Here is a 13,199-nt window from a genome sequence, read left to right as displayed (position 1 = left end):
TCAGCTCCTTAGTTGATGTTTAGCCAGCGCGAAATGGGTTTCATGCAGTGGGTGACGGGCATTGGTGTTGGTTCTCTCTGCAAGAGCTCATCGCGGTAAATGTCTTCAATCGCTTTGACTGAAGCAGAAACCGTCAGATGCTGATTCGCGTGTTGATGCGCATTCTCCGCTAACTTATTGCGTAGTGGCGCATCTTGAATCATCTGCTGAATTGCATTTAACAGACTCGCCATACCGTGATTGGCGAACAATAAGGCACTGTGGTTGTGCTCAAACAATTCCGGGATGCCACCTGTTTTTGGTGCGATGATTGGTAGCTTTGCTAGTGCCGCCTCACCAAGAACAAGACCAAACGCCTCTTCGTAAGCGCCACTGATGAAGGCATCTACGTTACCTTTCATCCAGTCTCCGGCGTTATGTTGTTCACCAACAAAATGCACACGATCCTCCACACCCAAATCTATGGCTAACTGCTTCAACGCGACACGTTCTTCACCATCACCAACAATCACCAAATGTGGATTATGTTGATGGTAGTTGTGCATACGCATAGCTTGGATTAAGCGGTCAAAGCCTTTGCGTTTAATGAGAGATCCAACCGAAATAAAGGTGAACGCTTGCTGGGGAATACCCAGACGATCTTTAACATTGATGGGTGCATCGTGACTCTCCAATGACACACCGTTATGAACGACATGAAGATGTTCTTCTGGGTAGCCATCTTTGAGAATCTCGTGACCCACATCTTTACTCACGCAAATCAATTTTGGAGAGAGGTGTAGACCCAGTGAGAAGCGGTCACGCAAGGTGTAGTGGCAGTGTAGTTGCGTCATCAAAGGGATGTGGTTCATACGAGCGGCTAGGCACATCCATTGGCACGGACCACCACTGTTTACATGGACAAGGTCAATGTTGTGCTTTTCGATCAATGCCGTGCCTTGTTTGATCAAATCGTTCCAACCGCTGATGTCCCAGCGAGGCGTGTTCCAACCTCCAACAAGGCTGAAGTTTGAATGTTCCGCTTTGATGCCTAGAGATTGGCATTTCTCAATCAAAGGTTCGCAGTTTGACCAAACAATCGGTTGGTACTGGTCGTGGTCAATGTTTGTGATGAGGTCAAGCAATACGACTTCGCTACCGCGAATCCAGTTATCACCATAATGAACGTAAAGAATGCGTTTTGGAGTAGTCATCGTCGTTACCTCGGTTAGCCAATCTGTTTGAATTAGCTATTGCAACCGAGATGCCAAAATATGCCATTAGTTTAACTATCTGTTTTTGAATGGAAAGTGATACATAGGTGAAAACTGAGCGCGAAACTTCTCAATTTGAGAATGGATATGCATCAAGTATGATTCTCAATTTGGTAGCGTTCAATCAGAATAGGAATGATGTTGCGGGAGGAATAGTGATCTTTGATGGTCTCAATCGCTTTGTGACGCATTGGGTATTGTTCGCTATGGCTCATTCCCAACCAGTGATTAAGTTTGTCAGTTAGTGCGGGAATATCATAAGCGAGGAAGCCATTTTGACCATCTTCGATGAGGTCAGGAAGGCGACCAACGTCAAGACTGACCACAACGATACCTCGGGCCATCGCTTCTAACGCCGCCATTGGCAAACCTTCATAGCGTGATGAGATGACAAGAGCACTGATATTGCACCAAACGGCATCCATGTCATTTTGATGACCGTGAAATATCACGTTGGCTGGTGCGTTTTCTATCAGTCTCGGCTTTTCTGGGCCGTCACCATAAATAGAGAACTCAACATCAGGAATATGACGGGCAATATCAATGAAGCGGTCTGCACCTTTTTCATGACTGAGGCGACCCACAAACGCGATTTGTTTATAACGACAATGCTGATTGGGAATCGATACAAAGTTGTTCAATAGCTCTGATTGAGATGGAATCTTACTTTGAATGGTTTGGCTAACGGCGAAGCAATGATCAGAAAGGCAAGCTGAGTATCGATCAAGCCAATCATAAAGCCAGACTCTACCTTTCGGTGTTTCTCCTGCATGAAATGTCGATATGAGGCGAGGGAAGGTTCGAGTAAATAACTTTGCGCTTCTGGCTAACAGTGCCGCTTTGTAACCATGGGTATGAATAACGCTGGGTTGATGCTCAGCCACTGCACCAGTAATTTGTTTTACTGGAATGGTTTTTGACCGTTCTGACTTTGGGCATAGGTGCCACAAATAACTCACTGGTATTTGAACTTGGTTTAATTTGTCGATAAGTGTTGGTGGTGGATCGTATTCCACCACCAACACAACTCGTACGTTAACATGAAAGGATTGCAACCCAGTGGCGAGTTCGACTACATGGCTTTCAATGCCACCGTAAATGCGGCTATCCAGCAGTATCCAAACTTCGCCAACGACAGGGATCTCAAGATTGTTCGAGATTAGCTTCATCCGCTTCCCACGCTTGTTTTTTGCGGTAGACCGTAGATGGGCTCAGTTCCAACATCACCGCCGCGTTAAGCACGTTACCATCACAATAAGCTATCGCATTTTGAATGGCTTCGCGTTCCACTTTCCACATAGGGCGGATCGTGCCATCGGAATTAAAGTATGGTGACGCTACTGGTGTGACAGAGGCTGAGGGCACCAGACTACTCTCCTCAGTAGCAACTGGCATGCTTTCTCGCTCCGAAGTACTCAAGTTAACAGTGCCTGCAGGTGGATTCTCTAAAGGAGAAAAAGATGAATCGTTATAGCGTGCATCATGTTCTATTGTTGTGCTACGCTCTTTCGCCGGTTTGCGAGTCAGTTGAGCGGGCAAATGTGCGAGCGAAACTTTGTCTTCATTATTCAATACCACAATGTTACGAATGATGTTTTGCAGTTGGCGCACGTTGCCAGGCCAGTCGTAATGCTTAATCACATGTTGCGCTTCGCTGTCGATATTGTTGAACTTCTTCTTGTCCTGTTTGGCGTATGTGGTTAAGAAGTGTTTAGCCAGTGTGACAATGTCACTACCACGTTCACGAAGTGGGGGCATATCAATGGGGACAACGTGCACACGATAATATAAGTCTTCACGGAAACGACCTTCTTCCACTTCGGTTAATGGGTCTCGGTTGGTTGCGCAGATAATACGTACATCCACTTTCATTTCTCTAGTCGCACCAAGTGGTGTGTAGGTTCCGGTTTGTAGAAAACGCAGTAACTTTTTCTGCATTTCTAATTCCATCTCGCACAATTCGTCGAGGAACAGGGTACCGCCATGAGCAAGCGTTGCAGCACCTTTACGGTCTGTGGTTGCACCGGTAAATGCCCCTTTGACATGACCAAAGATTTCACTTTCCATTAGATCTCGGGGAATGGCACCGCAGTTGATGGCGATAAAGGGTTTGTCTCTGCGATCGCTCTGCTGATGAATAGCTTCTGCACACACTTCTTTACCCGTACCACTTTCACCAACGATAAACACGCTTGCAGAGGTTGGAGCAACCGCGTCAATGGTTTTATACACAGCTTGCATCGGTAGGCTAGAGCCAATAAAACCGTGGTAGTTGTGGCGATCGAAGGTCGATTGAATGTTCTCGACGAGATTTTCTAACTTCGCTCGTTTTAAGTGAAGAGCGACTGAGGTTTTTAAACGGTCTGCATTGATGGGTTTCTCTAGGAAATCTTCCGCACCTTTCTGAATCAGATTGACCGCGAGATCGACGCTGCCGTGCGCCGTTGCGATGATGACAGAGGACGGGATCTCGTTTTCATTAATCCAGTCCAATACGTCTTCGCCTGACATGTCCGGAAGTTTAAGGTCGAGAATGATAAGTTGCGGTTTGCTGCGCTCAATGAATTGAATCGCCTCCCGCCCCGTTTCTACGTGGAAGATGTCGTAAGGCTCATCCTTGACGTACTGCTTATAAAGTATGGCTAGTGAAGTAGAGTCTTCTACCAGTAACACCCTTGGTCTCATAATCCTTTCCCAACTTTCTTCAAATCGTTGTTTTAATGCGTTAAGTCGGCTTGAGATACGTGTTGTCGTGATGATTTTGTTTTTCTTGTCTCAAGCTGATGGCTTCTTTTCGATTCTCATTTTGAGAATCTTTATATTTAAGTATTAGCACACGCTGTGAGGATTGCAGAAAATTCTTTATTTTTTAGTTAATTAAATCCCTGAAATTTGTTGCTAGTCTTCAAATCCTTGTTCTTTTCTTTGGTTTAGCGCCGTAAAAGACTGTTCTGCCAGTTCTGGTAATGATTGGCAAAGCTCAAAAGCTTGTTTTGTATCACCTTCAACACAGTATTTCTCGATGGTACGAGCGTGACGCGATAGAGTGCGATTACCCAAGGCAAGTGCAGAGCTACCAAGCGTGTGGACTTCAAACTCCATTGCTTCTTTGTCTTGGCTGTTGAGTGCCTGCTTGATCTTTTCGACGCGCTCACGAGATTCCTCAATATAGTGCTCGATTAAGGTAGGCATGATTTCCGCACAGGTGTCTTTGATCATTTGCTGAAGAATCAACTCATCGACCAATTCTTGCTCTAACGTTACATCAGTTTGAGTATTCATAGTGCGCGCTCCCTATAAGGTAAATAATTCGCTGTTCTTTATTTGTTTCGATATTTTCGCTTTCAGCTTCTCTGGCAAAAAGCGCAGTTTTTTCACCTGATGAATCAGTTCGTCTTTTAAACCTGCGTTGTGCTTCATGTTGAGCACAGCGCCTAGCAGATTGGCATTGCTGGTTTCTAACAGCGTTTTTGCTTGGTCGATTTGGCTCGTAGTGGTGGAACCGTAACTGGCAACCAGTACACAAGTATCGCAAACGCCTGCAACGACTTGTGCGGGAATGTTGCTGCGGTTCATGCTCAGCAGCGGTGAAGTATCAATTATTACTCGGTCGTATTGCTCAAGCCAATTATCGACCGCCTTTCGCAGCATGGTTGGGTCGCGATAGGCAAGTTGTGTGCTCGCAAGGGAAGGGACAGTTAACCCTACCAGCGTTTGATGGTCTTCTTCACGAGAGATTAATTGTCCTACTTCTTCCGGTTCTTCTTCAAAAGCATGAACTGTGCGGTAAGCGGGCTTGAACAGGTTCAAGTCGACATAAAGTGTTTTATGACCTGCAAGAATCAAACGCTCCGCCAGTGCAGAAGCCACAGACGTAACCCCATCTTCAGACTGACAAGCCACAACACTAATTGACCTGTAGCCCTTGAGTTCGCTTTGAAGATAAATTTGCTCAATCTCAGCATGTGTTGCAGGGATAGTCATTACAGCGCTCCTATTAACACTATGGTGGTGGTGATTTGTAACAAGTCACGCAACCCCGCACGGGCTTTCTCGGCAAAACTTTCGTCTTTGTGCGGAACGTAAATCGTATCACCGGCACGAATCACAGGCAGGTCGTAAATGTTGGCGGTTTTGCTGAATTCAACCAAGTTAAACACACGCGCCTGACCTTGGCAGCAAGACATGTTAACCACACTGATCTTCTCAACGTAAGCACTGTCACTCGGTCCACCAGCCTCAGCAAGTAGGTCAAGAATGGTCATGTTGTCATTGAAGACATAGCGACCTGGTGCATGTACTTCACCCAGCACGCGAACTGTGGATTCTTTAGAGCGGTCAAGCCAGTTCTTGTCTTTCTCTGGAATGTAAATGGTATCGCCAGGACGTACATCTGGCAGAATCGATTCATCGCCAGTTTCAAAGTAAAGCGACAGGTTAAGTTTGCTTACTTTTGCGTAACCCAAACCACGATGCGTCACTCGGATGTTATGAATGTCGGCATCTTTGGTAGGGCCATCAGCCGCAGACAAGATATCTAGGAAATGCATCTCTTTGGTAAAGCGGTAACGACCCGGTGCGTTGATCTGACCGAACACGTAAATCGATGCGTCAGAGCTTTGGCTGACCCATTGTGATTTGTTGTCTGATGGATCGTCTGGTAGCGCATGAACACGAACCACTGTGCCCGCTGATACATTTGGTAGCTTAGAATGTGGCGAGCCTTGTAGAATGTATTTATCCAAATCAAACTTGGTCACTTTTCCGTTGTTAGAGATTTCAATCTTACTGGTGTCCGCACGGCGAGTCGGACCGCCTACATGAGCAATCAAATCGATCAAGTCCATTTCGTCTGACCATTCGATACGACCCGGGCGAACGACTTCACCCATTACAGCGACCGCACGACTTGGTGCAACCTTTAACCATGACTTTTCGTTCATGTCGGTTTTTTCAGGGACGAAGATAGCGTCACCCGGTCCAACTGTCGGTACTTTTTGCTCAGACAGCCCTTCGGTGTGAGCGGTTAAGTCGAAATTGATGACACCACCATCCGCTTTGATAACGCGAATTTGGCGAGATTCTGCAAAGCGCGTTGGACCACCTGCGTTGGCAAGGATGTCCATAAAGCTCGCGCCTTTTTTGCCTTCGTAGGCACCAGGGTGAGCCACTTCACCCATTACATAAACCACGTTCGCGCCGGCTTTGATTTCTTCTTCCTGCTTTGGCACAAAGATGGTTGCGCCCGGAAGGATCTCTGGCAGCAAACTTTGGTCACCTGTATCTAGGTAGCGCTTAAGGTTAAACATAATCGGTGTGTTGTTGGTGATAACGCGGATTTGTTCCACACTAGCGTAACGAGTAACACCGCCAGCGCGCATGACCACATCGACAAGTGTCGTGTTGGGTTTGTAGGTAAATGAGCCCGGTGCGTTTACTTCACCGAAGACTTTAATCGCACGAGCAGAATCAGCGCTGTCACCTGAGTTTGCCAGTTTCGCAGCATCGAATTCTTGCTCGATATTACCAACCAAAGGTGAGGCAGGGACGAAGAGCACGTCTAATGATTCTAGGGCTGGTAGTTTTGAATCGTCCCCCGTGTCGAGAAAGCGTTTGTAGTCGAACTCAATGCTCTTGTTACCACGTTTTACGATGATTTTATCAAGTTGAGCACCGGCACGTAGACCGCCAGCTTCATAGAGGAACATCTGAATATTTGAGCCCGATGGAAGCGTGTATTCGCCCGGCTTAACCACGTAGCCTTGTACTGAAATCAAAAGTTGTTGTTGTTTGATGAACACACGTGCGTTGCTTACATCGCGGAATACAGTTTTAAGGTTGTCGGTAATGACGTTCTGAAGCTGAGTCTCGTTGTAACCCGCAACAAAAACTGGACCGATTTCTGGCAGATTGATGCGACCACGTTTATCAACTTGAAAACCTTTATTCAGAGATGCTTCACCGGGCAGGTTGATTTGTACCAAGTCGCCGACTTTAACCACGTCATCTTCCGCTGCCCAAGCTGTATTTATGGTGATTAAGCACAGCATCAGTAGGGTGGTAATGACTTTGAGGATTCTCATAGTCTGCCTCCCATTTCTGCGCTTGTGTCTGATTTAGCGTTTAGAACTTCAATGCTCACGCGACGATTCGTCAAACGAACTGCAGGAGTTTGTCCTTCGTAAAGGGGGAGTGTTTCTCCCACAGATTTGGTTTGCACACGATCTGAGGTGATTCCGAAGACGTTGAGGTAGCGTTTCACTTGCTCTGCTCGGGCTTGTGCCAACTTTTGGTTGTATTCTGGTGTGCCTGTTGCGTCTGCGTGTCCGGTTACAACCAATGACAAAGAAGGGTGATCGCGGAGAATATACGCCGCTTCAGCAAGATGCCCCATGTATTTAGGGTTGATTTCCGCGGAGTCTACAGCAAACTGATTGTCTACGTTCAGTAAGTCATAGATGTCGGCAACGATATTGAGGTCACTACGTAGCGCTTCGATATCTTGTGGCGGTTTACACGTGGTTTGTGACAGAACGTAATCGAGTTGTTGCTCAAGCTGATTTAGGCGACGGCGTTGAATCACGATGTCATTGGCGGCATCAAGAAGCAATCCTCCTTCCAACTCACGTGCGATGCGGTTTTGTTTTTCAAGCGCCTGTACCACGGCTGCAGGAAAACACCAGCGCGCGCCCTCCTGGATTAACGCGTCCAAATGCAGCTTGGTTAGTTGCCAATCAAAACGTAAACCGTGCTCAGGTCCAAGAGGCTCGTCTGGCATTACTGGTGAAAACTGATAATTCTCGATAGAAATATCTTGGTAGCTTTCCGCCATGCCACCCTGACCGTGATCGGGGTAGTTGAACGTCGAGCAACCAAACATGCCGACAACGAGACCGCACAACACGCTTTGTCGTATAAGTTTCACCATGCCAACCTCCGTATTAACCGGTATTTTTATTAATGACCTTTAGAATTGACCGGGATAGCGTGATTGATACGCAACAGGCTCATGATTTCTAATGGTTGTCCCGATACATTTTCAATACACATACTGCGTTCACGTTCAACTAGGCGCTTATATAAATAAACAATGGCACCAATCCCTGAAGAATCAAGAAATTGGACGTGTTGCAGGTTGATTTCCACTTCCTTGTGATCGTCACTGTGGATTACTTCATCGATTTGGTGCTGGGCTTGACGACAACCTTTGGCGTCGAGGTCACCGAAAAACTCAACCATCAATGTATTGGGTGCAGTTTCTTGTTTGCGCAGTTCCATGTTCCATTCTCCGTTCTCATTATGTCCTGATTTGAATAGAGCAGAGAATGTGCCAATAAAAAATATCAATATAAACAGTTGGTTAATGGAGGTTCTGAGACGCTCTTATTTTGATAATGGCTTTCTTCTCATTTTGAGAGTCAAAAAAGACAAAGGCGGCAAGCATTTGAAAGTGCCAAATCTGTCTGATCTTTATGTGTTAGATTGCACTTAATTGCTTATTGGTGTTGTTCTCGATCGTAGATTGGTAAATGTAAGTTGGGTATTTGAGCTTAGTACGGTTCAATAGAGATGCTTTTTTGTACAAGGTTCCCACATGCCATTAAGAATGACATTGATTGCCCTCGCTGTAATTGCTTCCGCCCAGCCTCATGCTGATCCAAATTTACAACCACCTGTTTCACTCGCTGATTCCTACCAAGATGGAATTGATGTTTCCCAATATTGGTATAGTGAAAAGCTCGACGGCATTCGTGCTTACTGGACGGGACAACATTTAGTGACACGAAATGGAAATCGTATTTACGCGCCTGATTGGTTTATTCGCGTCTTGCCTGATTATCCCTTAGATGGGGAGCTATGGGCTGGGCGGGGCAACTTCCATCTTGTTCAACAAACCGTGTTAGATAAAACCCCAATTGAAAGTGCATGGCAACGTATAGACTTTATGTTGTTTGATATGCCTTATTCGGCGGGTGACTACAGGAAGCGTTACTACAACATTCAAGATTTGGTATTTGCCATCGACGCACCTCATATTAAGTATGTTGAGCATCGTGCGATTCAAGATGAGAAACATTTGTTCGAACAACTTGACCAAATTTCGCAATCTGATGGTGAAGGTGTGATGTTGAGAAAGGTATCAAGCCGTTATCAGGCGGGAAGAGGCAGTGATTTACTCAAGCTTAAACGCTTTGAGGATGCTGAAGCGACGGTCATCGGTTATAAGCCAGGAACAGGGCGATTGTTAGGGATGATGGGGGCAGTACTGGTAAGGTTAGCTGACGGCACAGAGTTTTACATTGGCAGCGGTTTTACTGATGACGTGAGGAAGTCCCCGCCAAGAATTGGGGCAACGATTACTTTCCGATACAACGGCTATACGCATAACGGCAAGCCGAGATTCGCGCGATTCTTAAGAGAGCGAGTGCCTCATTGATGATGCTCTATTGGCTTCCTACTTGAACACCACATCTTTTGAACAAACTTTTCCAGAATTGCACGTGATCCATGGTCTGAAGTCTGAACTGCTCATGTGCATTTTCAATTCCGTAACTTGCACCGTGCGCCGCCATTCTCTGTTCGACTAAGTTGATTCCACCGTCAAGTTGCTGATAGGTACTATCGACAAACGCCATGTATGGTTGAACCTCGGCGACATAAATGGACTGAAAGACGTTCCTCAAATAACGAAATTGCGTGGTATCACGATTCTCACCACAAATAATTTTGTTTTGGTTTGCTTTAAGCATTTGCGTGGTTTGTTCTAGCCACTGGGTCGCATCAATGAGTGTGTAATAGAGTCGACCAACAAGGCGTGTTTTTTCAATCTCTTCTTGATAATTCACTATGGTTACGTCGGGTAAGCGCGAAAGGGTGCGATAAGGTGTTTGATACATCTCGTCCAGCGCAAGGAAAGCGTCTCGCACATGGGCGACTTGGTCTTTACTGTCCAACGGCAACCATTCAGAGCCCGTAAGTTGTTTGCGCATCGCATCGCTGGTAAGCAGCATATTGTCGAGGTGTATTGTTAGATGATGCCATTTCTGATCGTACAACCCGTTAAGCTTTGCACTTTCTTCATCACTTAGAGGGTAATCACTCAAACAGCCATTCAACGTTCTAAGCAAACTCGTTTGGTAATCGAAGTCATAAAAAGCATCTTGGACCTTACCCAGTTGCGAGTTCTTTTCTGCGAGCAAGTTAAACAGACCACATTGGCGTAATTGGTAGCTTTCTAGCAAACCAAGTGATAGGCGGGGGAGCTCTTGGAATAGCTCTCTTTTATCAGGAATGGTAACGGCAGGAGAGGCTTCTAGTTGAGATTCTGATACATCTAACACATTCGCCAGGCGTTGATTGTATTTTTCGAATACAGCTTTCTCTGGGTTAAACCATTCGTTACACCCACCGAGTAAGATTGTCGTTAGCAAAAGCGCCGTAGCAACAAGTGAACTTCTCACAGCATTTCCTTTTTAATCACTCAGATAAGTATACTTTGTGACACGCGGGAGAGATCAAAAAAGCCAGCGAGTGCTGGCTTTAATATTTGGGGCGTTGAAGTCCGAATTATTGCTGAGAGAAGTTCAGTTGTACTTCTGGATCTTGGCGGTGCATCCAACGTAGACGAATACCTAATAGGAACGCAGCTGAAGAAAGACCAATGATAAAGCCTAACCAGAAGCCTTGAGCGCCCATTGGTTCCACAATCCAATCTGTACGTCCGAGCACATAGCCGATTGGCAAACCAAGCAACCAGTATGCGATAAAGGTACGATTGAAGATAGCACGCATGTCTTTGTAGCCGCGCAGAGCACCGGCCGCTATCACTTGCACCGCATCTGTACATTGGTAGATTGCTGCAAACAGCAATAGCACCATCGCCAACTCAATTACCTCTGGGTTATTGGTGTAAAGCAGGGCAATTTGTTCACGGAAGATGACGGTTAGAATCGCTGTCATCATAGCAAGCGCAAGACCCACCATGACACCTACGCGAGAAGCAACACGAGCACCATCGACGTTTTCTTCACCCAAACGGTGACCAACGCGAATACTTACTGCCGCACCCACGCTCATTGGTAACATAAATACCAGCGAAGAGAAGTTAATTGCGACTTGGTGTGCGGCAACAATGATCGAACCTAGTGGCGAGACTAAAAGCGCAACCACAGCAAACAGGGTAACTTCAAAGAATAACGCCGCAGCAACTGGAAAACCCAGTTTGAACAAGCGAATCTGTGCTTTTAGTTGAGGCTTATGGAACTCACCAAACAGGTTGATGCTTTTTAGTCGACCAGACGTCGTCACATATAGAAGCAGTAAGCCAAACATAACCCAGTACACAATTGCCGTAGCAACACCACAGCCCACGCCGCCTAGTGCCGGCGCTCCGAATTTACCGTAAACGAAAATCCAGTTAAGCGGGATATTCAGCATCAAGCCAATAAAACCAATCACCATCGCTGGCTTGGTCAGAGACATACCGTCAGTAAAGCTACGCAAGGTTTGGAACAACAAGAATGCTGGTACAGCAAAAATCACAGCATGAATGTAACCCACCGTCTTTTCTGTCATAGCGGCTTCAACGTCCATAAACCCAAGAATGAACTGCGTTTGGAATAGTACGCCGATAATAGGAATACTGATAAGCAACGCAAGGACAATGCCTTGTTGGATCTCAAATGGGATTTTAACGCGTCGACCAGAGCCGTTCAGCTGAGCGACTACTGGTACAAGCGCCATTAATAAGCCCACACCAAACAGAATTGATGGAAGCCAAATACTTGCTGCCACAGATACCGCCGCCATGTCGGTCGCGCTGACTCCACCAGCCATTACGGTATCCACAAAGCCCATGCCTGTTTGCGCGACAGAAGCGATCAACACAGGGGTTGCTAATTTGATAAGACTCGATGCTTCTTCTTTATAGCGATGCACGAAATACTCCAGAGCGGAACAATATGTTGTAAAAGAAATTATTTGAAAAGATAGAGAGCGCTTGAGGACAAAAGACGTGATGAACTGATCTGATGGTTGATTTTAGTCACTATAAGGTGAAAAAATGCCTCGAAGGAACTCCGCGCAGATGATAAACAATTGTATGCTCAGATACCATACCCACAAGATGTGGATTTTTGGTTAATTGATAGACGATTATAAAAATCATCTGCGGACGTTTGTCTTGGCTATCAGTCGCTTCTAAAAAATAGGTAAAAAGTATGTTTACAGGAATCGTTCAGGGTACGGCTAAAGTCGTTCATATCGACAAGAAAGATCGTTTTCAAACTCACGTTATTGAACTTGAAGGCGCGCTAAGTGAAGGTCTTGAAATTGGTGCCTCTGTTGCGCACAACGGTTGTTGCCTTACAGTAACGAAAATTGAAGGATCGCAAATCAGCTTTGACCTAATGCAAGCGACGCTAGCGCTGACCAACCTTGGCGAATTGACAGCAGGCGATAGTGTGAATATTGAGCGCGCTGCTAAGTTTGGTGATGAGATCGGCGGTCATAGCATGTCAGGGCACATTAGCTTAATGGCAGAAATCGCTGAAGTGATTGATACACCAAACAACCGCACGATTTGGTTTACGCTACCACAAGAATCAATGAAATACGTACTTGCGAAAGGGTACATTGGTTTAGACGGATGTTCGCTCACGATTGGTGAAGTCGAAGATAATCGTTTCTCCGTTCATTTAATTCCAGAAACGTTAGAGAGAACCCTATTCGGGCGTCGCCAAGTCGGTGAAAAGATCAACGTAGAATTTGACCCACAAACACAAGCGATTGTTGATACGGTCGAGCGTGTATTAGCAGCGAAGCAGCTTTAAGTCTGTAAGAAATAGCGAGCTTGGTTTATCGAGGTAGTCAAAATAAACGGACATAAATAACAAAGGAGCACTTGCGGCTCCTTTTCATATTTCGATTGGGGGGGGATTTGCGTAA

Annotated in this window: 12 protein-coding genes; 2 read left to right on the top strand and 10 right to left on the bottom strand. The window is 45.9% G+C overall.

All coding sequences use genetic code 11. The features are described 5' to 3' along the window. Positions 1-8 precede the first annotated feature (8 nt). From QMY49_RS07325 to QMY49_RS07290, 8 genes are all read right to left on the bottom strand, one after another. A complete protein-coding gene (locus tag QMY49_RS07325) occupies positions 9-1,193 on the bottom strand; it encodes a glycosyltransferase (RefSeq protein WP_283313743.1) in 1,185 nt (394 codons plus the stop codon). A gap of 152 nt (positions 1,194-1,345) precedes the next feature. Continuing rightward, on the bottom strand, positions 1,346-2,422 hold the full coding sequence (locus tag QMY49_RS07320; RefSeq protein ID WP_283313740.1) for a glycosyltransferase family 4 protein: 1,077 nt from the start codon (positions 2,420-2,422) through the stop codon (positions 1,346-1,348). Further along, positions 2,397-3,938 (bottom strand): sigma-54-dependent transcriptional regulator, encoded by a 1,542-nt coding sequence (locus tag QMY49_RS07315; RefSeq protein WP_283313739.1) that lies wholly within the window; start codon positions 3,936-3,938, stop codon positions 2,397-2,399. The genes QMY49_RS07320 and QMY49_RS07315 overlap by 26 nt, the downstream gene beginning before the upstream one ends. Positions 3,939-4,151: 213 nt before the next feature. Next, complete coding sequence (locus QMY49_RS07310; RefSeq protein WP_009700747.1) at positions 4,152-4,535, bottom strand: Hpt domain-containing protein; 384 nt, start codon at positions 4,533-4,535, stop codon at positions 4,152-4,154. 12 nt (positions 4,536-4,547) lie between these two features. Continuing rightward, positions 4,548-5,237, bottom strand: coding sequence for an AAA family ATPase (locus tag QMY49_RS07305; RefSeq protein WP_029788484.1), 690 nt, complete (start codon positions 5,235-5,237; stop codon positions 4,548-4,550). Beyond that, on the bottom strand, positions 5,237-7,336 hold the full coding sequence (locus tag QMY49_RS07300) for an SLBB domain-containing protein (RefSeq protein WP_283313735.1): 2,100 nt from the start codon (positions 7,334-7,336) through the stop codon (positions 5,237-5,239). The genes QMY49_RS07305 and QMY49_RS07300 overlap by 1 nt, the downstream gene beginning before the upstream one ends. Beyond that, positions 7,333-8,181: an OmpA family protein gene (locus tag QMY49_RS07295; protein ID WP_283313734.1), complete on the bottom strand. Its 849-nt coding sequence runs from the start codon at positions 8,179-8,181 to the stop codon at positions 7,333-7,335. Before QMY49_RS07295 ends, QMY49_RS07300 begins: the two co-directional genes overlap by 4 nt. Positions 8,182-8,210: 29 nt before the next feature. After that, positions 8,211-8,531 (bottom strand): STAS domain-containing protein, encoded by a 321-nt coding sequence (locus QMY49_RS07290; protein ID WP_005445863.1) that lies wholly within the window; start codon positions 8,529-8,531, stop codon positions 8,211-8,213. A 316-nt stretch (positions 8,532-8,847) separates the two neighbouring features. Here QMY49_RS07290 and QMY49_RS07285 point away from each other — a divergent pair, with 316 nt between their 5' ends. Continuing rightward, complete coding sequence (locus QMY49_RS07285) at positions 8,848-9,690, top strand: DNA ligase (protein WP_005445862.1); 843 nt, start codon at positions 8,848-8,850, stop codon at positions 9,688-9,690. 7 nt (positions 9,691-9,697) lie between these two features. On the opposite strand, the gene QMY49_RS07280 is transcribed toward QMY49_RS07285, so the two are convergent. Continuing rightward, positions 9,698-10,714 (bottom strand): DUF3080 domain-containing protein, encoded by a 1,017-nt coding sequence (locus tag QMY49_RS07280; RefSeq protein ID WP_283313731.1) that lies wholly within the window; start codon positions 10,712-10,714, stop codon positions 9,698-9,700. Between the two features lie 106 nt (positions 10,715-10,820). After that, positions 10,821-12,191 (bottom strand): MATE family efflux transporter, encoded by a 1,371-nt coding sequence (locus tag QMY49_RS07275; RefSeq protein ID WP_283313730.1) that lies wholly within the window; start codon positions 12,189-12,191, stop codon positions 10,821-10,823. A 281-nt stretch (positions 12,192-12,472) separates the two neighbouring features. On the opposite strand from QMY49_RS07275, the gene QMY49_RS07270 reads away from it, so the two are divergent. Next, on the top strand, positions 12,473-13,084 hold the full coding sequence (locus tag QMY49_RS07270) for a riboflavin synthase subunit alpha (RefSeq protein ID WP_283313727.1): 612 nt from the start codon (positions 12,473-12,475) through the stop codon (positions 13,082-13,084). Positions 13,085-13,199: the final 115 nt, after the last annotated feature.

Source organism: Vibrio harveyi, assembly GCF_030060435.1.
GTDB lineage: Bacteria > Pseudomonadota > Gammaproteobacteria > Enterobacterales > Vibrionaceae > Vibrio > Vibrio harveyi.
The sequence above is the reverse complement of the archived record's forward strand: the minus strand, read 5'-3'. Positions and strand labels throughout refer to the sequence as shown.

What these genes read in the sequence shown, in the direction of transcription:
- QMY49_RS07325 (WP_283313743.1), bottom strand. Translation starts at nt 1,193, where the DNA reads ATGACTACTCCAAAACGCATTCTTTACGTTCATTATGGTGATAACTGG.
- QMY49_RS07320 (WP_283313740.1), bottom strand. Translation starts at nt 2,422, where the DNA reads ATGAAGCTAATCTCGAACAATCTTGAGATCCCTGTCGTTGGCGAAGTT.
- QMY49_RS07315 (WP_283313739.1), bottom strand. Translation starts at nt 3,938, where the DNA reads ATGAGACCAAGGGTGTTACTGGTAGAAGACTCTACTTCACTAGCCATA.
- QMY49_RS07310 (WP_009700747.1), bottom strand. Translation starts at nt 4,535, where the DNA reads ATGAATACTCAAACTGATGTAACGTTAGAGCAAGAATTGGTCGATGAG.
- QMY49_RS07305 (WP_029788484.1), bottom strand. Translation starts at nt 5,237, where the DNA reads ATGACTATCCCTGCAACACATGCTGAGATTGAGCAAATTTATCTTCAA.
- QMY49_RS07300 (WP_283313735.1), bottom strand. Translation starts at nt 7,336, where the DNA reads ATGAGAATCCTCAAAGTCATTACCACCCTACTGATGCTGTGCTTAATC.
- QMY49_RS07295 (WP_283313734.1), bottom strand. Translation starts at nt 8,181, where the DNA reads ATGGTGAAACTTATACGACAAAGCGTGTTGTGCGGTCTCGTTGTCGGC.
- QMY49_RS07290 (WP_005445863.1), bottom strand. Translation starts at nt 8,531, where the DNA reads ATGGAACTGCGCAAACAAGAAACTGCACCCAATACATTGATGGTTGAG.
- QMY49_RS07285 (WP_005445862.1), top strand. Translation starts at nt 8,848, where the DNA reads ATGCCATTAAGAATGACATTGATTGCCCTCGCTGTAATTGCTTCCGCC.
- QMY49_RS07270 (WP_283313727.1), top strand. Translation starts at nt 12,473, where the DNA reads ATGTTTACAGGAATCGTTCAGGGTACGGCTAAAGTCGTTCATATCGAC.